This is a genomic window from Cysteiniphilum sp. QT6929, assembly GCF_030035755.1.
Classification (GTDB): domain Bacteria; phylum Pseudomonadota; class Gammaproteobacteria; order Francisellales; family Francisellaceae; genus Caedibacter; species Caedibacter litoralis.
This window is the reverse complement of sequence record NZ_CP103983.1, coordinates 1,856,848-1,878,969: the sequence shown is the minus strand read 5'-3', so window position 1 is coordinate 1,878,969 and position 22,122 is coordinate 1,856,848. Positions and strand designations below refer to the sequence as shown.

Here is a 22,122-nt window from a genome sequence, read left to right as displayed (position 1 = left end):
TTTTGATCACTCTTTATTAATAAACATCCACCTTTGCAAACCGATATCCCACGCCTGATTCGGTGGTAATCAATGGCTGTTTGGTGCAGGCAGCAAGCTTTTTGCGCAATTGTCCGACGTAAACACGCAGATACTGTACTTCATCAGCAAAATATTCGCCCCATATTTGCTGTAAGATCTGATTTTGGGTCAATAGTTTCCCCGCGTTTTGACAAAACACACTCAATAACAGAAACTCTTTTTTTGATAAATGAATCACCTCATCATTGATCATCACACGATGATCGGCAATATGAACACGCATATTTTCAAACTGATAAACAGACTCTGCTGCCTTGTCCTCAGCTTTAAACGCATCGACAAGCTCAAGGTTACGTTTGATACGCGCAACTAGTTCAGACATATCAAACGGTTTTCTGACATAATCATTCGCACCATTCTCAAGTGCTTTGACCACTTCATCACCATCGCATCTTGCCGATACCACAATCACTGGCACGTGCAGGTGTTTGACTCTTAGATTTGCTAACCACTTTTGTCCATCCTGATCAGGCAAGCCTAGATCTAATAGAATAAGATCAGGATGCTGCTGGTTTAAAATCTCTGTCGCGTGTTCAGCACTGACGGCATCATAGACATCGTAACCAAGAACCAATAAGGTTTTCTTTAAGAATTTGCGAATTTGCGCTTCATCATCAATTAATAATATTTTCTTGTTCATATGGATTCACTATCGGTAATTTAACAATAAATGTACTGCCTTTATGAGCACCCTCACTGGTAGCATAAATCTCACCATGATGGGCTGTAACAATATCCTTACAAATGGCAAGACCCAGTCCATGCCCTTTAGTATAACTATCTGATTTCTTGAGTCGATGAAAAATCGAGAATACACTCTCTAGCTCTGCCTGCTCAAGCCCAATGCCTTGATCAATGACCTCAATAACTGCCGAAGTGTTTATACATTTTAAGTTCAAAGTAATTTGACTATTGGCAGCACTAAACTTAATCGCATTGGATATTAGATTAAGCAAAACCTGCTCCAATAGCAGCTTATCGCCATTAATGACAAGGTCTTTATCAAGACATTGCAGCTTAAACTGGTGACTCACAAAACGCTTTTTGGCAATAGCCAGCACCTGGTTAATTAATGTCTTTAACGGCACGTTTTGCTTATTAATGGTGATACCTGAGCTAAACTTCAACATCTGCAGAATATGATCGATATATTGATCTAAGCGTTTGCTTTCTTCCAAAGCAACAGTAAGCATCTCGGCTTTATCTTCTTTGGAAAACATCTTTTCATAGCTTAATACACTAGATAAGGCACCAGTAATCGATGCTAATGGTGTTTTTAAATCGTGAGACACCGATGATAGTAATGTTTTTTGCAGTTTTTCCTGCTCTTTTAAAATCATCGCTTCTTGCTCTTGCTGTGATAAACGCTGTTGTAATAATGCATTAGCAACATGTGACAGCATTGTTTTAATGAGTATTTGATCAAACATGAAGGCTTCGACTTTATACTCAAACTTCACACAAATCGCAATAATGCCAAGCATACGCCCATCAACAATCAATGGCTCAAAATACCATGGTAACGCGCTAAAGGTTTGCGTGCTTTTGCCACAAGCCGTTTTATTACTCCAACACCAGCGCACCGCGGCTTGCTCTTTATCACTTAACTGACATGAATTGGGAATGGTCTCATATAACTTATGATCATCAGCAACAATAAATGCAAACTCATAATCAAAGTACTGCGCTAATGCCTCTAAAAAACGCTGATAAAACGACTGATTTTTCTGCTTGATCGTAATCTCATTTGAAAACTTATATAGCATCGATAAAGTCTTTTCACGTGAGCGCAATACCTTTAATGAGCGGCGCGTACGTGCCGTTAATTGGCTAACGATCAAAACAACTAACATAAATATGATAAAGGTAATGACTTGTGAAAAAGTACCAATCGTAAATTGAAAAGTAGGTGTCAAATACATATACATGTACATTATAAAACTTAGAATCGACGAGGCAATTGATGCTTTAAGCCCATAGCGATAAGCGCATAATATCAAAACCAGTACCAGAATAAGTGATTGTCCAGACAAGCCGACAAAACTTAATCCAAAAAATATAAAAAGCCCAGAGACAAACGTAATTGCTAATGCTTTAATGACATTAATCCACGTTGTATTGCTATTTTGTTTAACTTCTTTAAAGCGCGAGAAAAGATCAGAGAGGCGCGCTTTATGCGTACTAATCACATGCACTTGTTTGTGCTCACTATGACGAATAACATCATAAACCACTGAACCCAACAGCCAATCTAGCCATTTAGCCCGTTTTGATTTGCCAATGACAATATCAGTGACATTGTGATCATTGGCATAGCGAATAATCGCTTTTGATAGCCTACCACCTGAGATATGCTCTAATTGATAACCTAACTCAATTGCCAATGTTTTATAACGCCTAATCTCTCTTAGTTTCACGCGCGATAGTTGCTTTTGTGGGTTATGGATAAATATCGCTAATAGTCGCGCATTGGCGATCGTGGCAAGTTGCTTGCCTTTTCTAAGCAGTCTTGGTGTTGACGCATCATAGGCACAACAAACCAGCACACAAGGTGAAGCGGCAATATTGGCATGTGAATCATAAAGTTTCTTATATGAGCGGACATCTTCACCGACATGCGAAGCGGCTAAACGTAGCGCATAATCTCGAAGTATCGCAAGATTGGTGTATTGGAAATAGCGTGATAAAGCGCGTTTTGCCATGTCATGATGATAAACGCGCCCTTCATTTAAGCGCTTGATCAGCTCCTCAGGCGTGATATCAACAATCATCAGCTCATCGGCTGATTGAATAAAACTATCCGGTACAGTTTCTTCAACGTTGACCAGAGTAATCTCCTCGACCTCATAGCTTAAGCTTGCGATATGTTGAATATTAATTGCGGTATAGACATTAATCCCTGCTTCTAGAATCTCAACGATGTCTAAATAGCGCTTTTTGTTACGCTCCGTTGCAAGGTTTTTATGTGGTAATTCATCAATGATTACTGTTTCTGGCTTGCGCTGAATAATGGCATCGACATCAAGCTCATTAAACACCTTACCTTTGTAAGCGATTGCTTTTAGTGGGATTTGCTCAAGATCACCGACTAAATTTTCTGTCTCTTTACGTTCATGTGTCACCACCAAACCAATCGCCACATCATGTCCTGCACGCTTAAGCTCTTGGGCACGTGTTAACATCGCATAGGTTTTACCCACACCAGGAGCAGCACCCAAGAAAATCTTTAATCGTCCACGTTTAGACCTCTCCGACTTATTTGCAAGATTCAATAACGCATCGACTTTATGACCGTTAGAATTTTCATGAGTCGGCATGTGCTCATTCGCCATAGATGATTCCACTAAACAACCTATGCATTAGTTTAACCCAACTTTTCTTTAAATGCTTGCAGTGCCAAGTTTAATTTAAGCACATTAACCGTTGCTGGATTAAAGAGATGATGCACTGTGTTGTCATCAATCAATTGCAGGACTTTAGCAACTGACAAATGATTGACCTTAGCGATATATGGCGCTTGATATTTTGCTGCCATCAGCGAGATATCCGGATCTAAGCCACTGCCTGAGGAAAACACCAAATCAGCAGGGACTTTGCTCGTCCCGTATTTTTGCTGCAAACCCTCGATTCGAGTCTGTACATTCTTAACTAAATTTACATTGTTAAGCGCCATACTCGTACCACCCGAGGCAAGTCCATCATAGTTGTTTGCCGATGGTCGCGATTGAAATAAATTATCGGCAAAATTTTGTCCAATCAGGCTTGAGCCAACAACCTGCCCATCGTATTTAACCAACGAGCCTTGTGCCTGATCTTTGGCAACGAAAAAACCAATACCCGTCATCAATAAGGGATAAAAAACACCTAAGATAATCGTAAAAAAAAGCATTGCTATAAGCCCGCGACGAATTTCATAAAACATCATTTCTCTCCTACACTAGACCTATGGCTGTAATGACCATATCGATTAATTTAATGCCGATAAATGGCACTAAAATGCCCCCTAAACCGTATAGCAACAGATTACGCTGCAGCAGCTTATGCGCACTAATACTGACATTTTTAACACCAACCAATGCCATCGGAATTAAAAACACAATAACTAATGCATTGAAGATTACTGCTGATAAGATCGCACTCATCGGTGAGTGCAAATGCATGATATTAAGCGCATTTAAGCTTGGGAAACTGACCACAAACAATGCTGGAATAATCGCAAAATATTTCGCCACGTCATTGGTGATACTAAAGGTTGTCAGCGCACCACGTGTGACAAGGATCTGCTTACCAATGCGCACGATTTCAATCAATTTTTTAGGATCTGAATCCAAGTCGACCATATTGCCCGCCTCACGTGCTGCCGTCGTACCACTTGCCATGGCAACACCGACATCGGCTTGCGCTAAAGCAGGTGCATCATTGGTGCCATCGCCGCACATTGCTACCGTTTTGCCTTCTTTTTGCACTTTTTTGATGTAGTCTAATTTGTCTTGAGGTGAGGCTTGCGCGATAAAATCATCAACGCCCGCTTCAGCAGCAATTGCCGCTGCCGTTAAAGGGTTATCTCCCGTGATCATCACCGTTTTAATCCCCATTTTTCTTAGCTCATCAAACTTTTCTTTAATCGCGGGTTTAATGACGTCTTTAAGATAAATCACCCCCAATAATTCATTATTTTGACAAACTGCCAATGGTGTACCCCCTTCTTCAGCAATACGCTCAACCATTAAGGTAAAACTGTGACTTACCGTATCTGGCGAGTGATTACCCAGATGCTTAGTAATGGCACTCACCGCCCCTTTACGGATATTAAGCGCGTTATAGTCAATCCCGCTCATGCGTGTGTAGGCTGAGAAAGGGATCATCTGTGCATGAGCTAAATCAATATCCTCACGCTTAAAACCAAAGCGCTTTTCAGCAAGCTTGACAATCGACTTACCCTCTGGTGTTTCATCTGCTAATGAGGACAACCATGCCGCATAGGCTAGATCGCGCTCACTGACACCATTAATAACCAAAAACTCTGTGGCAAAGCGATTACCTAAGGTGATCGTACCAGTTTTATCCAACAGTAATACATCGATATTGCCTGAGGCTTCAACTGCACGACCAGAAAGTGCAATAACATTAGCTTTCATCAAGCGATCCATACCCGAAATACCAATGGCTGATAATAGTCCTGCAATCGTCGTTGGAATCAAGGTCACAAATAACGCGATTAATACGACAACAGATAGTGTTACATGACTAAATTGTGCCATACCGTAAAGCGCGCAAACAGCCACGATAAAAATCAACGTCAACCCTGATAATAAAATCGTTAAAGCAATTTCATTCGGCGTTTTTAAACGTTTGGCATTCTCGACCAAGGCAATCATCTTATCCAAAAAGCTCTCACCTGGATTAGAGGTAACACGCACTTTAATCTCATCGGAGATGACTTTGGTGCCTGCTGTGACTGCTGAGCTATCAGAGCCTGCTTCTCTAACCACTGGTTGTGATTCTCCGGTAATTGCAGACTCATCAATCGTTGCAATACCCTCGATCACCTCACCATCTGCTGGCATGAAATCACCCGTTTGCACCAAGACAATATCACCTGCGCGTAATAACTCAGCAGCAAGCACTTCAAGCTCACCGCTTTCATTATAACGCTTAGCACTTAATTGTGATTTGGTAGCGCGCAAACTATCGGCTTGCGCCTTACCTTTGCCCTCAGCAATACTCTCAGCAAAATTAGCAAATAACAGGGTTATCCATAACCATAAAGTGATTTGCAATGTAAAGCCAATCTCTTTGCCGCTAACGAATGCTTGTATGAGATAAAGCGAGCATAAGATTGTGACGACATAAACACAAAACATCACCGGATTGCGATACATTTCTTTCGGGTTACACTTTATAAATGCCGCTTTAATCGCCGGCATGATCAATGTTTTTGAAAAGATTGATCCATTTTGATGTGCCATTTTCATAAACTCCAAACTATAAAAGATATCAATGATCTAAAAGATTAAAAAAATTAAAACGTGACGTAATCAAGAATCGGTCCTAGTGATAATGCGGGGAAAATCGTGAGACCGCCAACAATCAAAATCGTAAATAATACCAATACACCAAATAAAACACTTGTTGTTGATAGTAAGCTCGAGCCAATTTGATCCGTGGCACGCTTTGTCGCAACCAAACTTCCCGCAAGCATAATCACCGCGGCAATCGTAACAAAACGTCCTAATAACATTGCTATCCCAAGGGTCACATTAAAAAACAATGTATTAGCATTTAAGCCTGTAAATGCACTGCCATTATTGTTAGCTGCAGAGGTATAAGCATATAAGATCTCACTAAACCCGTGCGCACCCGTATTGGTCAGACTTGCATAAGTACTTGGTAACACAGCAGCAATCGCGGTAAATATAAGCACACAACAAGGAGAAATAAGCACACCAAGCATTACCCATTTCATTTGTGTGCCTTCAATACGTTTACCTAATATGCTTGGGATTCTGCCAACCATTAGCGAGGCGATAAAAACGCTTAATAACATAAACAGTAAAAAGCCATACATCCCCGTGCCAACACCGCCGATAATAATCTCACCAAGCGCCATATTGACCAATGCTGCAGCGCCACCAATTGGGGTATAGCTATCAAGCATGCTATTGACACCGCCATCTGAAGCAGAGGTGGATACTGTGTTATAAAGCGTGGATTGGAAAATTCCAAAACGCATCTCTTTGCCTTCCAGATTCGCTAAATGTCCAGATTGTCCATAGATATCGGCAATATGCGTACTTTGTGGATTGGGCATGCCTTTTAATTCAGCGTAGGTCATCACAGTTAATGAGCAAATAAACAACACCCCCATCACTGCCAAAATAAACCAGCCTTGCTTGGTGTTTCCTACCCATTTGCCAAAGGTGTAAGTTAATGCAGCACCAATGGCAAAAATACTCAATACTTGAATAAAATTGGTTAATGCAGTTGGGTTCTCATACGGGTGTGCTGAGTTAGCATTAAAAAAACCGCCTCCATTAGTTCCTAATGATTTAATTGCCTCTTGTGACGCTACAGGTCCTTGTGGGATGATTTGCTCAGCGCCTGATAAGGTATGTGCATGTACGTAATCCATGAAGTTTTGCGGCACTCCTTGCAATATATAAATAATTGTAATGACAATACAAAGCGGTAGTAAGATCCAAAAAACAGCCTTACCTAAATCTGACCAGAAATTACCAATCGTTGCTTCATTGTTTCTCGCAATGCCGCGAAACAAAGCGATAGCCACTGATATACCCACCGCAGCGGAGACAAAATTTTGCACAGCCAATGCTGCCATCTGTGATAAATAGCTGACACCAGTTTCACCAGAGTAACTCTGCCAGTTGGTATTAGAAACAAAGCTTGCTGCGGTATTAAATGCCTGATGCCACGTCATATTGTCAATATGCTGTGGATTTAAAGGTACGAAAGCCTGCAGCATTAATATAACAAACACGAATAACAGCGCGAATAGCGAAAACACTAACAAGCTCAATAAATACTGTTTAGCGCTTTGCTCTTTATTCAGATGAGCGCCAATTAATTTGCCATAACCACGTTCAAGTGGTGAAGCAAACCAATCTAAAAACGTTCTTCGTCCATGATAAACATTATAAATATATGTTCCTAATGGCTTTGTAATAACTAACAAAACGCCAATAAAAATAACGAATAACCAAATATTGTGATACATACTTTTACCTAAAATCGCTCTGGGAAAATTAAAACAATAATCATATAAATGGCTAATACCGCCATTATCACGCCTGAAAATATTGTCATCTAAAACACCTCTCTTAATGTTGACAATAATCACTCAGGCTAAATTGTACGAGTGATAAGAATAAAAATTCGATAGGGGTTTTATTCGGAAATATAAAAAAAATATAAAGCTTGATGCCGCACTCAAAATATCGCGTTGTAACAAGCCAATTTATAGCTTGCGCTATTCCTTGATCAATTTAACAAATATTTCATTATTTTTAAAAATTAGGCGTTGACATCTAATCGGAAATCTATAGAATGCCTTTCTGTCGCCGACATGGCTCAACTGGTAGAGCAGCCGACTTGTAATCGGCAGGTTCCGGGTTCAAGTCCTGGTGTCGGCACCATCAAAAGCGGAGTGGTAGTTCAGTTGGTTAGAATACCTGCCTGTCACGCAGGGGGTCGCGGGTTCGAGTCCCGTCCATTCCGCCACGATATTTAGAGATTTTTTCAAAGCAGATTCCTTAAAACAAATTCAAGATAACGACCTAATTTGCATGTATTAAAATACCTGTTAGACTTATGTTCATTAGGAATTCAGTAGAGTACATATGAAGTTAGCAAACGAAGATGATGCCCTCAAACTGCCGATCAAGATCCGCGATCACAAAGGACAATTAACGATTATCTATATTTCTTATTCAGATGACGGTATTACTTTTAGCTATCTTGAAATGACAGCAACCTACCCTGAAGAGCTTAACATTCATGGCTGGCTTGAATCTGTAACCAAGAAAAAGATTCTGCACTTTCCAAAGAACATGGATTTCATTTATGAGGAATGTCAGCAGAACCCTGAAAACACCTTAAATATATTCCATCATTATTTCTCAGCCATTCGCTATTTGTGATACGGATGACCTTGTAAAATCGTCCACGCACGATAGATCTGCTCAGCAAAAATAATCCGTACAATTGGGTGCGGGAACGTCATCTTTGACAGAGATATTTTTTCTTTTGCTAAATGCTTGATCGAATCATCAATCCCATCTGGTCCACCAATCAAAATCGCAACGTTTGGCGTATTTTGCTGCCAGTTTTCCATTTTTTGCGCAAGCTCTTCAGTACTAACAAGCTTCGATTGCACATCTAAGATCACCAAATGATCTTGCTCATTTAGCTTGGACAATACTGTTTTTGCTTCTTGCGCCAACCAACCATCAATTGAGCCCGTTTTTGTGCGCTTGGCAATAGGTAACTCAATCACCTGCAACTGAATTGAAGAACCTGTTAATCGCTTTTGATATTCATTAACACCCTCTTGCACCCACGCTGGCATTTTCTCACCTAAGGCAAGTAATTTAATCTTCATGGCTTAACTCGAGTAAAGCAAAATGATTTATCACGCGAAAATTCTGGATTAAAAACGTAACCATCATAGTCAAAGCCTTTAAGCGCTTCTATATCATTAATGTTATGATCGATAATATAGCGCACCATTCTCCCGCGTGCACGCTTGGCAAAAAGTGCAATGGTTTGATATTTACCTTTATGGAGTTCTTTAAAATCAACTTCAAGCCATGTTGCTTTAATCATTTTCTTATCAATCGCCTTGCTGTACTCATTGGATGCCAAATTAACGATTGCTTGGTGATTATTATCTTTAATAATGTCATTTAGCTTCTTTGTTAACCTTTCTCGCCAAAACTCATAGAGCAACACATCATCAATATAAAATTTAGTGCTCATTTCCAAACGATATGCCTGAATTAAATCCAATGGTCGAATCAATCCATATAAGCCTGAGATCATTAGCAAATGCTCTTGTGCATAATGAATTTGTGCAGGTGACAAAGTAAGTGCATCCAAACCTCGATAAACATCACCAGTAAAAGCAAATAGCGCTTGTTTGGCATTGTCTTTGCCGTAGTGATTGCCATCAAAGTTGATATACATATCAAACACACCTTCGGCAAGCTTTGGTGATATTTTCATTAACCGCTCAAACCCATCTGGCGTATAGTGTTTAAGCTTAGCCACGAGCTGCTTTATTTGCTCAGCAAACAATACATTACTCGTAAGCTCTGTTGACGCATTCTGACTGAAATCTTGACTTTTTGCCGGTGAAATAAGACTTAGCATAATGGTTTTTCCGTTTTAAAAAATTTTTCACATTGTAACAAAACTTGCTGCCAATAAAATATAAAATCATTTATCACTATGGGCAATTACGTAAGATTAAAATAAGCGCGTAAAACCGTGCTGTCATTTAAAATTTTAGGGATTGTACACCAACAGAATCTGTGCATTAGGATATACAATATTTAAAAAACCTAATACGTCTATAAAGTTTTTAAATTTCTCTTTCTTCAGACTATTCAATACACTGCCAGATATCAAAATAATCTGGATAAACACATGAAAAAGCTCACTCTACTTTTAAGTACAATTTTATGCGCAAGCCTTGCCAATGCGGGACATAAAGCTGGCGAAGAAGCTTGTGATATGCATGCTTTTTCACGCTATCAAGCCAATGTATTTATTCATAAAAATTTAAACTTTGACAAATCGCCTAAGATTACATTTGGCAATCCACAGGCAAGTAAAGTCATCACGCAATTCTGTGACTACTCAAGACCCACCTGTTTAGAGAATATAAATACGCTATTAACGCTTACCAATGATAAAGACATCAAAATAAACATTTACCCCATTAGCACGACACAAAGCCCTGATGCGTCACATTATTTGGCTTTCACTTACACTGTGGGCGGGGTGGAGCTCATGCAAGAATTTTTGCACGAGCTCCATAGTTTGATTAAATCAGGTAAGGTTGTTGATCAAAACACCTTGTCTGATTTAATGATCAATTTAAACATTAATGAAACACCATATCTTAAAAAGATGGTTGATCAAGAAGTTAAAGATAATAATGCTTTAGCAAAAGCCGCTGGAGTCACTCACTCACCAAGCGTTTATGTGTATCAGCACAACGCAACTGAAGTAAGTCAAATCTACTTTTCTGAATATCAAAATGTACCTGAATATATCATCAAACGTGCACTTAATTATCTGGCATAGCAACACTATAAGTGTTGGCTGAGCATTAGTCAAAGTCAATTATTGTTTTGCGCCTTCCCTTCGACTTACGCTCAGGGAACGGCTAAAGCATAAAGCACATTTTAATTACCCCTCACCCGTGCAGCATGAGCTGCACGACCTCTCCCACAAGGGGAGAGGTATTAGCTGATGCAGCTTATTTATATATCATTACTAAACATAGTCGTTGGCTGAGCGTAAGTCGAAGCCAATTAAAGCAGGAACTTCTATAAAATGGCTCGTAGTGGGAGTCTACTCAAGTCAGACTACTTTATTTGATAGAACGAATCAACACCAGGTCCAACGGGTAAATTAAATAAAAACACCCAAAGATAGAGGAAAATACTCCACGTGATTAATAATACAATTGAGTAAGGCAACATCGTGGCGACAATCGTACCAATGCCTGAATTTTTATCATATTTTTGGAAAAATGCGACGATCAAAGCAAAGTAGCTCATCAATGGTGAGATAATATTTGTTGCCGAGTCGCCAACACGATATGCCACTTGCACCAATTCAGGTGAATAACCTAATAGCATAAACATCGGCACAAATACAGGAGCTAACATCGACCATTTTGCTGAGGCGCTCCCCATAAACAGATTGATAAAAGCCGCTAAAATCACAAAGCTTATAATCAATGGCGCCCCTGTGAAGTTAATACTCTCTAGCGCTGTCGCACCAGCAACTGCGATGATCGTGCCCAAATTTGTCACCTTGAAGTATGCGACAAACTGTGCCGCAAAAAACACCAAAACAATATAAGTACCCAAGGTATTAAACGTCTTATCCATGGCATTAACGATATCTTTAGTGCTTTTGAAGCTTTTGGTCACATAACCATAAACAATACCTGCCACTGCAAAAAACAATAATATCAAAAACACGATACTGTTTAAAAATGGGGAATTAGCAATCAATCCAGTTTGCTGATTACGTAGGATCGCACCTTCAGGCACGACCAAATAAACAATAATAAGTGACAAGATAACAATCGACACAAGCGCCGAGACTAAGCCCCTTTTCTCAAGCTTGGTCAGATGAATCTGTGACTCCAATGCTTTTTCCTCATCATCAAGCTCAGTGCCTGATTGGTATTTGCCTAAACGTGGCTCAACTACTTTTTGTGACAATAGTGTCACAACGGCAGTTACTAAAAAAGTGCTCCCTATCATAAAGTACCAATTCGCCTCGGCACCTACTCGATATTCAGGGTTTAGCAAATGCGCGGCTTCTTGCGTTAATCCACTTAATAGTGGATCAACCGTACCTAATAATAAATTAGCACTATACCCACCAGAAACACCAGCAAATGCCGCAGCCATGCCAGCAATCGGATGACGTCCCATCGAGTGGAAAATCACCCCCGCCAAAGGAATGATCACCAGATACCCTAGCTCACCTGCAGTATTTGACATAACCCCAGCAAAAACAATAATTGCAGTAACAGTTACTCGATTACTCTTACCGATAATTGCCCTAATGGACGCACTAATAAAGCCAGAATGCTCAGCAAGACTTACCCCTATAAACGCCACCAAAACCGTACCTAATGGTGCAAATCCGACAAAATTATCAACAACACTGCTAAAAATATAGCGAACACCTTCAGCACTCAGCAAATTAAATACATCAATATAGGCTTCTGCATCCTGCACACGCGGATCCAATACCTTAACACCTAGCCAAGCAAATAATGCACTTAATACAATTAAAAATATCGTTAACCAGAAAAACAGCATCGCTGGTGGTGGTAGTTTATTACCCACCACTTCAATTGCTGATAACGATCGATTAATTAAACCTCGCTTTGTCATAAGCACCCCATCAATTTATTGAATAAATAACCACTATAATTCATTCAGATAAATTGATGGGAAAGAATGTGTAAATAGTAATTACACTCAGGCGCTTTTATGCGTATAAGATGCACCGAAGCTAAGCAACCAGTGCGAAACAAAAGTATTCATTAAGCGCCATATAAAGTTAAGTGTAACAATGAGCCAATAAACAAAATACCTATAATAGTACTAGCGCACTATCTGCCAATGAGACTTCACTATCACTTGTTTATGGTTGAATGCCATCCCCAACAGTAAAATACGTTTGACCTGCGCTTGTGCCTTAAGCTCAGTGATGTAGTTCTTTTGCTCAATCTGTTCCAAGGCTTTAACTGCAAGCATCTCAACATCCTGACTATTGTCTTCCTTGGCATGCTTAAACTCCATCACAATCCCGATGTCATTCTTGTGATTACTCGCCAACGGATAGAGCAACACATCAGCAAAACCAAAGCCTGTTTCACGATTGGAATGCACGATATGCGTTGATCTTAATGAGGCAATCAAACCTAAAACCAATCCATGATAAAACTTCTCCGCCGTATAACCAGTATCACGCACACTTAATGCCTCCGTCAAATAATCATTTAGCTGCTCACTAAATGCCTCAACCTGTCCATAAACAAGATTATCGAGAAAGGACTGATACTTTACTCCCATGCGCGTATTCAACCAGAATTTAAAATAATAATTAAGAAGATGCACGATCTCAATATTAGGCAAACGTATCTGACATTCATACAAAAGCCCATCGGTTGTTGCAACCTGCTCCGTTGTTAAATAACCGGCAAATAACAGCAGACTCCATAAGCTACTACTTTGGTAATTCAACGTATTATAAGTAACATGACGATCAACCAGCACATTCGCTGTTTTATGCTCCATTAACTGTGCTAATGCAGGATGCACATCCTCGCGAAACTTTAACAATAAATTCTCAATCATTTGATTATTAGAGGTATGTATCCAAAAATCATCAAATTTCCCCTTTTTATGCAAACAATTCAATATTGACCAAGGATTATAAATTTCTAGTCCACCAAATTTGTAGCCGTTGTACCATTTTTTCGCATTGTCTCTAGCATCACTCAAGCCCTGCTCTTGATAAAGCGCATCAACCTCTTCACTGCTAAAGCCAAAGTACTGACGATACTCTTTATCCAAAATGGTATAAACTTCCAAATTGTTCAAACCTGATAGCATACTGTCTTTTGATACACGTAAAATCCCCGTCATCACCCCTTTGTATAAGGCATTATTATCCTTGAAGGTATTGCTCATTAAATTGCGTATTAAGGGAGTGAACTCCTCAATATAGTTCTCAACATAGGCTGCATTTAACGGTGTGTCATACTCATCAAGTAAGATCACTACTCTTTGGCGGTAATGCTTATAAAGCAGATGACTTAAAAACCGCAGACTTACGTCAATTTTTGAAGCGCTAAACTTCCCCAATTCGAGATAGCTTTCAAATATATTCTTGTCGGTCGCATTTAGATAGGTGGATTCCAAGAGATAATAATGGGCATTATATACCTCTCGAATAAGGTAAGATAACTGCTCATGTGCTGCATCATAGTCTCGTGCTTTAATATCTTTAAAGCTGACAAAAATAACGGGATATTGCCCTTGGTAATTAGCGATATACGCGCCATCATCCTCATATGCAATTGCTAGTTGATTAAACAAACCACTCGTTTTGGTAAAATCAACTTTTGCTGCAAAAAAATGATGCAACATTGACATATTCAAGGTTTTACCAAAGCGCCTTGGACGCGTGATTAAAATCACTTTACTGGTGTCTTCAATAATGTCTTTGATAAATAAACTCTTATCAACGAACACACTATTTTCAGTGATTAATTCCCCAAAATTCGAGGAGCCAATATGGATTTTCTTAGCCATCGCTATCCAGATCTAAACGTAAAAATTTCGAGCTATAGTAACAAGCTTAAGGTGAAATTGCTATTGCTAGCAAACATTTGATTCAACACGTACGACATATTTTAGATGGGGCAGCCGTGTCCATCGTAACCCCCAGAAAGACGGATCTCCCGCAATAAAATTTAAAAGTCTCACTGGTCAAAATAGCGGCTTACCTATCCAAGAGTTATCTTGTGTAGCTCAATTAAATAATCAAATCACCTAATATTCTACCCCGAAGTGTCAATACAGTTTTTTAAAAATTCTTATTCCTATACATGTCATGCAACCTGCAATGTTTTTTGCGCCTGACTTTTAAAGTTAATAACACCTTCTTTGTACACATGCATTGGTTTTTTGTATCCCAAGCTCTCATGAAATCTACGGTGATTATAAAAATCAATATAATCAGCAAGATCAGACCTAAGCTCAGGCAAAGAACCATATTCATTAAGATAAATTCGCTCGCATTTTGCACTGCGCCAAAAACGCTCAATACAAATGTTATCAGTAGCTCGCCCCTTGCCATCCATTGAGATAGTAATACCTCTACTGGATAATGCCTCAGTATGTATATGCGAGGTATATTGACTGCCTTGGTCAGTGTTAAAAATCTCAGGGTTGCCAAAGCGATCAAGGGCTTCATGCAAAACACTCATTACCAGGCTACTATCCATCGTATTCGATATACGCCAACTTAATACGGCTTTTGAATACCAATCAATTATCGCAGCAAGATAAACCATACCACCCTTAAGCTTCACATACGTGATATCAGTAGACCACACTTGGTTAACGCGACAAATATTAATACCACGCAGTTTATAAGTGTATTTAACATGCTGTTTACAAGGCTCGGACAAATTAGGAAACCTGACAGCCAACACCGCTTTTAAGCCCATTTCCTGACGGTATTTCTGCACCGTATTCACGCTGACACTAAATCCATCCTCAAGTAATTGCTGATGAACCTTCAGCGCACCATAAATAGGGATTTCTTCATGGATTTTCTGGATATGCGCTTTAATTTTAAGTGCTTCCTTATTGATTTTAGGCGTGTAATAGCAGTTGCCTCGATTTATACCTAATAATTGGCATTGCTTAACTATGGAAATATTTTCTAGCTTGGACTCCACCATAGATTTTTTAGTTGATAAGTCCAAGCTTGCGAGCTTTCCCTCAAGCCAATCCCTTTCAATCGTAAGTTGACCAACTTTCTTGGCATACTTATCCACCTCATGTTGAAGCTTATCATTTTCAGATTTGTACTCTTTAACCGCCTTGGCTGGCTCCATAGCAATAACTGCATTATCCAAGAAGATTTTCTTCCAGTTTTGGATGTTTTTTGTCGTTATATTATGTTTGCTAGCAAGCTCTGCTAACGTAAGCTCATTTGCCAATAATTCCAATACAACTTTGACCTTAAACTCGGATGAGTAACTTGTCCTTTTTGTGCTCATAAATACGCCCTCTGTTCATTTCACTTTCAACAATATATCGGAAATGAATTTCAAAAGATACTGTTTAAATTTCTTGGGGTATTATAACCCTACCTACTGCAACTTCAAACCACTAGCTTCAGCTGCTTGATACATTACTTCAGTACCTAGCTTTTGACTAATCTGATCAAACACACTCAATGGTTTAGTGAAATTAACCACCCTCATATCATTAAATTTCTCACGTTGCAAACTATCAACTGACGCAAACCCATCAATCAAGCCATATTTCTTAGCTTGTACACCCGAAAATGGCATGCCTGAGAATATCTTATCTTCTTGTTTTTTGTCAAGTCGATCGCCTCGCCCTGCTTTCACTGCATCGATAAATACTTGATGTGTCTCAGTCAGCATCGCTTCCATTTCCGATACTTGCGAGGCACTTTGCGGTTCAAATGGATCTAAAAATCCTTTGTCTTTACCTGCGGTGTATAATCTGCGCTCAACACCGATTTTCTTTAATAAATCAACAAAACCAAAGCCACCCGCTCTGACACCAATCGAGCCAGTAATCGTCATTTTATTGGCATAAATATCTTTAGCACCTGACGCAATGTAATAACCACCTGATGCGCAAATATCGACGCACACCGCATATAATGAAATCTTAGGATATTTATCTTGCAAATAGCGCATATGTTCATAAATATCATCAGATTGCACTGGTGAGCCGCCGGGGCTATTGATCTGTACAATCACCGCTTTAGTATTTTTATTTTTAAAGGCCGCATCCAAACTATCATTGATGCGTGTGGCATTGGCATTGCTATCATCGGCAATCACCCCATCGACCTTGACTAAGGCAATATGATTTTCATTATTCACCGGTTTACTGCTAAAGCTTTTAATCAAAAGTCCAATAATGATAATCGCAACGACTAACCAACAAAAGCGCCAGAATATACGCCAGCGCCGCGCGCGACGTTGCTCAAGAATATAGGCATCAGCAATACGCTGTAAATGTTCAGACATAATATTTCCTTATTTGTTTAAAGAGAGATAAAAATAATCATAGGTTTAATGGTAGATGATTTGATAAAAAAATACAGCTTAGTTTATGCTTTCTCAGTAATAACTGTTTTAATCGCAAGCTCTTGTAACTGCTCATTTGAAACCTCAGCAGGTGCCTCGGTCATCAAGCAACTCGCTGTTTGTGTCTTAGGAAAAGCAATCACGTCACGAATATTGGTCGTGTGGGTAATCAACATTGTTAAGCGATCTAAGCCAAATGCAATTCCGCCATGAATTGGTGCACCATACTGTAAAGCATCTAGTAAGAAGCTAAACTTCTCTTTGGCTTCTTCTTCGTTAATTCCTAATAGCTCAAATACCGTTTGCTGCATTTGCTGATCATGGATACGGATCGAGCCACCCCCAACTTCATAGCCATTGATCACCATATCATAGGCGCGAGATAGAGCTTTTTCAGGATGCGCTTTAAGCTCGTCGACATTATCCACTTTTGGCGCAGTAAACGGATGATGTAATGCATACAGCCTGCCATCTGCCTCTTCAAACATCGGAAAATCAACGACCCATAACGGCGCCCATGCTTTGGTGTGTAGTTTAAGGTCTTCGCCAATTTTGACGCGTAGCGCGCCCATCGAATCATTGACGATATTTGCTCTACCCGCACCAAAGAAAATAATATCACCATCTTTGGCTTCTGTGACTTCAAGCACTCTTGTCAATGCTTCATCTGAGAGGTTTTTGACAATGGGTGATTGCAGTCCTTCTTTGCCTTTCGCCATCTCATTGACCTTAATATACGCCAAGCCTTTAGCGCCATAGATCCCAACAAACTTGGTATAATCATCAAGCATTTTACGTGTCAAGAGTGCATTGCCATTAGCTAAACGCATCGCAATGACACGTGATTTTTCATCATTGGCAGGTGCTGAGAACACTTTAAATTCTTCATTTTGCATAATGTTTTTCACATCAATGAAGTGCAATGGAATACGTAAATCAGGCTTATCTGAACCATATTTAGCCATCGCTTCAGCATAGCTAATCACTGGAAATTGCGATGGGAAGTCCGCATCTGCCGTTTGTTTAAACAAACGACGAACCATATCTTCCATTAAATTCATTAACGTATTTTCATCGATGAATGATACCTCAATATCAATCTGAGTAAATTCAGGCTGTCTATCTGCACGCAAATCTTCATCACGAAAACATTTAACGATCTGATAATAACGATCAAAACCTGAAACCATCAATAGCTGTTTAAATAATTGTGGTGATTGCGGTAACGCATAAAACTTACCATGATGATTCCTACTTGGCACCAAATAATCACGTGCACCTTCCGGCGTTGCCTTAGTTAAAAATGGCGTTTCAATATCCAAAAATCCATGCTCATTTAGATATTGACGAACAAACTGCGAAATACGCGCACGCTGGATCAAGCGATTTTGAATCTCAGGACGTCTTAAATCGATATAACGATATTTCAAACGCACATCTTCACCGACATGCTGATGCTCATCTAATTGAAAAGGAATGGTTTTAGCACGATTAATAAGCTCTAGGCTTTGTCCAATAATTTCAATCTTACCACTGGCTAGATTATTATTTTCCTGACCTTCAGGGCGCAATTTAACAAGACCTTTAGCTTTAATCACATATTCATGACGCACATGATCCGCTTGTTCAAAAACGCTCGCATTTTCTGGCTCATAAACCAATTGCACAAGACCTGTACGATCGCGAATATCTAAGAAAATAACACCACCATGGTCACGACGGCGGTGCACCCATCCACATATTTCAACGGTTTTATCAACCAAAGACTCATTTACTTCTGAACTATAATGACTACGCATTTTTTATCCTTTAAATAACACAACATAACAAAGACATATAAGCCGTTAAGCATATACAAATATGTGACAGATAACAATTATTGAGACTGGGAGTTTTGCAAATTTATGTTTTAACGTATAGCTATGATCATATTCCCGCCCATTTTGATTGCGTAAACGTTGGCTGAGTGTAAGTCGAAGCCTCTGCAAAGTGTAATCTTCCTAAGTTTACCCTTCGACTTATGCTCAGGGTACGGTGAGCACTTGTGGGTGAATATTTAGTCTTCGCCTAACGTATTGAACTAAATTAAAAGCCGGCATGCTCAAGCAGAAAGGCTTCTTCCTCATCACTCGAGATTCGCCCTAGTTGCGCATTGCGATGTGGGTAACGTCCAAACCGATCAATAATTGCTTTGTGCGCTATTTCAAACTCTAAACTTCCACTATTGCCCAATGCAGTATAAAGCACCAATGCCTGTTGATGAATGGTTTTTGACTCACTATGCATATAAGGCAAATAAGCAAATGAACGCTCACTATCACTTAATGTTTGATCTAATTTCAACAGCACTAACTCTTGTGCTAAGATCAAAGCCAATGAGTCATAGGCAAAAGCTTCTTTTGTACTTCTAAAAATATTGCGCGAAAACTGATCGAGCACAATAATTTCTGCCAAACGCTCCTGTGCTGTTTCGCGCCATGCAAACAACTCACCACAAGATGCTGCTTTGTGAACTGCCAAAAATCGATCTTTAATGCTTTGATCCAACGCATCACTCTTTGCAAACCAGTCTTTTGCTGTTAGCTCTTTAAACCAAAAGTCTAAAATCTCTTGATAGTGCATACCATGCCCTCTTAAGTTTAAGTTTATGCGTTTTAAAAATAATGCGTTGAATGCTGGATTTGTAACGTTGCCTGCAACACCAGTGCATCCTCATGCTTATCACCAACGCGATAATAGTTCTTACGAGTTGAAATTTCTTCAAAGCCATATTTTCTATAGATGCTAATTGCAGGGATGTTGGTAACTCTCACCTCTAAAAATAACTTCTCAATCTGCTTATAAGACAAATGATTCATCAAATAGGCTAGAAGCTTTTGTCCAAAACCTTGATGTTGGTATGATTTTGCCACTGAAAAATTAAGAATTTCGGCTTCATCAAAAATCACTGAGATAACCGCAAAAGCAATCAGTTGATGATTAAGATCAAATAAACCCCATGTCTCTGTATGCGCAGACAGGATACTATCTTTCATTTGTGACGCTGACCATGGGTATTCAAATACCTCACGTTCAATATCCATCATCTGTGGTAAATGGTTTTCACCTAATGGCAAAATCTGATACTGCATAAAGATTCATCATGGTTTGTTTTTTTACCTCGGCACGATTGAGTTCATTCAGCTTAAGCGCATAACACCTATCATGCAAACTTTGATCTAACAAGGTTTTTAAAGTCAAGTTTTCATCATAGAGAATTATCGCACTTGAGGCTATATTTTTTTCTGCTTGTGCTTGATCTTTTTCAACAAAACATACTGAGAACTGTGTAAACATCGCATTTATAAGCGCTTTAACACGATCTTGTTGCTCCAAAGTGGATATAATCACACTCAGTTTATTCGCAATAATATGTGTCTCACCTGCTGATGGCTCTTTTTTATGAACAGGATCATCTTTAGCATACCAACGCGTAATGGCTAAATGCTGTAAAATGGCATTTTGGCGCTCATTTTCGGTCATGCAAATTAAATCCCAATGCTCGATAATAGATTACAAATAGAGCGCACGGTATGTGTCAGCCTTGGATGACTCACCTCATACTCAATAATCGCCTGTTCAAGATCACTAAAATCTGCTTCTTTAGGGTCTTGCAGCTTACTCATTTCCACTTTTTGTTTGGTCAAGTTAGCAATTTCAAGTGCTTGTGCTTTTTCGCTCTCAGGCAAAGATTTAAGTTCAATTTGTAACTGATCTAACAACTCGGATAAATGCTCAGTATCGTCAAAGTTTAATTTATCTGACGTTTTAAGAATCTCTTTGATTTTAGTGATTGTGTCTTGTGGCATAGCTTGCTCCTAGCGCCTTTAGTTTGATTTTATTCTAGGTGTTAAGCGCCTGTTTGACAATTAACTTACTGGGAATAAATTAATTTTATTTTGACAACGCAAAATACTGTCGTAATTATGAATACTATAACGCTCAACAAGACGCTTACATACTTCAATTGCTTTAAAAGAGTTGCCATGTTTATCCAAGCGCGGTGAGTAAATCGCAATCCCCATCAAATCAGGAACAACGACATAAATCCCGCCAGATACGCCACTTTTGGCAGGCAGTCCAATCGAGAACGCCCACTCACCTGAGTAATCATACATGCCACATGAATACATTAATGACAAACAGTTTTTAACAGTTTCTGGTTTAAAGACTTCTTGCTTGTTAACAGCACAACTTCCAGAGTTGGCAAAGCTTGCCGCAATTGTTGCTAAAATCTCACTATTAAGCTCAATCGAGCACGCCTGAAAATATAAATTAAGCGTACGATGCAAATCAGTATTTTTCGGAAAAGCTTGATGCTCACGCATAAAATAACCCAAGGCATAATTGCGATCTGCTGTTTCTTTTTCTGAATTATATACGGCATTATTGAACGTAATTTTCTGACTATCTGCCAACTTATAAAGCGCTTGCATAATATGATTAAAGCGATCTGCTGGATTGGATTTACGCTTGATCATCGAGCACGACATAATCGCTCCGGCATTAATCATCGGATTATGCGGCAAGCCCTCATCGTTTAATGTTAACTCATTGAAATTTTTGCCACTTGGCTCACGCCCGATATGCTTATGCACGTGACTTAATCCATTTTCTTCTAGTGCCAGTGCGTACAACACAGGCTTTACCATCGATTGCATACAAAAGCGCGATTTAAAGTCACCAATGCTAAATTTTCTACCATCCACTGTGCACACAGAGATGGCAAACTGATTGGGGTCTACTTTTTTAAGCTCTGGGATATAACTTGCTACTTTGCCTTGATGATTAGATTGTAAACTCGTATGAATATCGCTTAGATAAGCACAGAACTCTTGAAATTTTTCGTCAGAAATCAT

General features: G+C 39.3%; 19 protein-coding genes and 2 tRNA genes. 4 read left to right on the top strand and 17 right to left on the bottom strand.

What is annotated here, in order from left to right; all coding sequences use genetic code 11:
- Positions 1 to 16: 16 nt before the first annotated feature.
- Genes NYP54_RS08230 through kdpA form a run of 5 tightly spaced genes read right to left on the bottom strand, consistent with a single transcriptional unit; the run spans position 17 to position 7,816 of the window.
- Positions 17 to 721: a response regulator transcription factor gene (locus NYP54_RS08230; protein ID WP_283156102.1), complete on the bottom strand. Its 705-nt coding sequence runs from the start codon at positions 719 to 721 to the stop codon at positions 17 to 19.
- The gene (locus tag NYP54_RS08225) at positions 696 to 3,413 is read right to left on the bottom strand and encodes an ATP-binding protein (protein ID WP_283156101.1); all 2,718 of its coding nucleotides are present in this window, start codon (positions 3,411 to 3,413) and stop codon (positions 696 to 698) included. The genes NYP54_RS08230 and NYP54_RS08225 overlap by 26 nt, the downstream gene beginning before the upstream one ends.
- A 32-nt stretch (positions 3,414 to 3,445) precedes the next feature.
- Positions 3,446 to 4,006 (bottom strand): potassium-transporting ATPase subunit KdpC, encoded by a 561-nt coding sequence (gene kdpC, locus NYP54_RS08220; protein WP_283156100.1) that lies wholly within the window; start codon positions 4,004 to 4,006, stop codon positions 3,446 to 3,448.
- Between the two features lie 7 nt (positions 4,007 to 4,013).
- On the bottom strand, positions 4,014 to 6,050 hold the full coding sequence (gene kdpB, locus NYP54_RS08215) for a potassium-transporting ATPase subunit KdpB (RefSeq protein ID WP_283156099.1): 2,037 nt from the start codon (positions 6,048 to 6,050) through the stop codon (positions 4,014 to 4,016).
- A gap of 53 nt (positions 6,051 to 6,103) precedes the next feature.
- Entirely contained in the window at positions 6,104 to 7,816 is a 1,713-nt protein-coding gene (gene kdpA / locus NYP54_RS08210; RefSeq protein ID WP_283156098.1) for a potassium-transporting ATPase subunit KdpA, read from the bottom strand.
- Positions 7,817 to 8,158: 342 nt separating this feature from the next.
- On the opposite strand from kdpA, the gene NYP54_RS08205 reads away from it, so the two are divergent.
- The 3 genes from NYP54_RS08205 (at position 8,159) to NYP54_RS08195 (ending at position 8,738) form a co-directional block, all read left to right on the top strand.
- A tRNA-Thr gene (locus NYP54_RS08205) sits at positions 8,159 to 8,234 on the top strand.
- Between the two features lie 8 nt (positions 8,235 to 8,242).
- Positions 8,243 to 8,319, top strand: a tRNA-Asp gene (locus NYP54_RS08200).
- A 119-nt stretch (positions 8,320 to 8,438) separates the two neighbouring features.
- Entirely contained in the window at positions 8,439 to 8,738 is a 300-nt protein-coding gene (locus NYP54_RS08195) for a hypothetical protein (RefSeq protein WP_117003259.1), read from the top strand.
- Here the strand turns inward: NYP54_RS08195 and rlmH are convergent.
- Together rlmH and yaaA are read right to left on the bottom strand one after the other, a co-directional pair.
- Entirely contained in the window at positions 8,729 to 9,199 is a 471-nt protein-coding gene (rlmH, locus tag NYP54_RS08190; RefSeq protein ID WP_283156097.1) for a 23S rRNA (pseudouridine(1915)-N(3))-methyltransferase RlmH, read from the bottom strand. The genes NYP54_RS08195 and rlmH overlap by 10 nt on opposite strands.
- Positions 9,196 to 9,969, bottom strand: a complete 774-nt coding sequence (yaaA, locus tag NYP54_RS08185; RefSeq protein WP_283156096.1) for a peroxide stress protein YaaA — start codon at positions 9,967 to 9,969, stop codon at positions 9,196 to 9,198. Before yaaA ends, rlmH begins: the two co-directional genes overlap by 4 nt.
- A 276-nt stretch (positions 9,970 to 10,245) precedes the next feature.
- Between yaaA and NYP54_RS08180 the strand changes: the two genes are divergently transcribed.
- Positions 10,246 to 10,908, top strand: coding sequence for a thioredoxin domain-containing protein (locus NYP54_RS08180; RefSeq protein WP_283156095.1), 663 nt, complete (start codon positions 10,246 to 10,248; stop codon positions 10,906 to 10,908).
- A gap of 284 nt (positions 10,909 to 11,192) precedes the next feature.
- Here NYP54_RS08180 and NYP54_RS08175 read toward each other — a convergent pair whose 3' ends face one another.
- The 10 genes from NYP54_RS08175 to glsA all read right to left on the bottom strand — a co-directional run bounded on the left by NYP54_RS08175 (position 11,193) and on the right by glsA (position 22,122).
- Positions 11,193 to 12,746, bottom strand: coding sequence for an AbgT family transporter (locus NYP54_RS08175; RefSeq protein WP_283156094.1), 1,554 nt, complete (start codon positions 12,744 to 12,746; stop codon positions 11,193 to 11,195).
- Positions 12,747 to 12,959: 213 nt separating this feature from the next.
- On the bottom strand, positions 12,960 to 14,675 hold the full coding sequence (locus NYP54_RS08170) for an AAA family ATPase (protein WP_283156093.1): 1,716 nt from the start codon (positions 14,673 to 14,675) through the stop codon (positions 12,960 to 12,962).
- Positions 14,676 to 14,974: 299 nt separating this feature from the next.
- Positions 14,975 to 16,153 (bottom strand): IS3 family transposase, encoded by a 1,179-nt coding sequence (locus NYP54_RS08165; protein WP_283156092.1) that lies wholly within the window; start codon positions 16,151 to 16,153, stop codon positions 14,975 to 14,977.
- Positions 16,154 to 16,246: 93 nt separating this feature from the next.
- Positions 16,247 to 17,164 (bottom strand): S49 family peptidase, encoded by a 918-nt coding sequence (locus NYP54_RS08160; protein ID WP_283156091.1) that lies wholly within the window; start codon positions 17,162 to 17,164, stop codon positions 16,247 to 16,249.
- 83 nt (positions 17,165 to 17,247) lie between these two features.
- Positions 17,248 to 19,023 carry an aspartate--tRNA ligase gene (gene aspS / locus NYP54_RS08155; protein WP_283156090.1) on the bottom strand — a complete coding sequence of 592 codons (1,776 nt, stop codon included), beginning with the start codon at positions 19,021 to 19,023 and terminating at the stop codon, positions 17,248 to 17,250.
- 286 nt (positions 19,024 to 19,309) lie between these two features.
- On the bottom strand, positions 19,310 to 19,846 hold the full coding sequence (locus NYP54_RS08150) for a DUF924 family protein (protein ID WP_283156089.1): 537 nt from the start codon (positions 19,844 to 19,846) through the stop codon (positions 19,310 to 19,312).
- Between the two features lie 32 nt (positions 19,847 to 19,878).
- On the bottom strand, positions 19,879 to 20,355 hold the full coding sequence (gene rimI, locus NYP54_RS08145) for a ribosomal protein S18-alanine N-acetyltransferase (RefSeq protein ID WP_151194445.1): 477 nt from the start codon (positions 20,353 to 20,355) through the stop codon (positions 19,879 to 19,881).
- Positions 20,327 to 20,746, bottom strand: a complete 420-nt coding sequence (locus tag NYP54_RS08140; RefSeq protein WP_283156088.1) for a hypothetical protein — start codon at positions 20,744 to 20,746, stop codon at positions 20,327 to 20,329. The genes rimI and NYP54_RS08140 overlap by 29 nt, the downstream gene beginning before the upstream one ends.
- Positions 20,747 to 20,751: 5 nt before the next feature.
- Positions 20,752 to 21,072 carry a DUF4404 family protein gene (locus tag NYP54_RS08135; RefSeq protein WP_283156087.1) on the bottom strand — a complete coding sequence of 107 codons (321 nt, stop codon included), beginning with the start codon at positions 21,070 to 21,072 and terminating at the stop codon, positions 20,752 to 20,754.
- A gap of 60 nt (positions 21,073 to 21,132) precedes the next feature.
- Positions 21,133 to 22,122 (bottom strand): glutaminase A, encoded by a 990-nt coding sequence (gene glsA / locus NYP54_RS08130; protein ID WP_283156086.1) that lies wholly within the window; start codon positions 22,120 to 22,122, stop codon positions 21,133 to 21,135.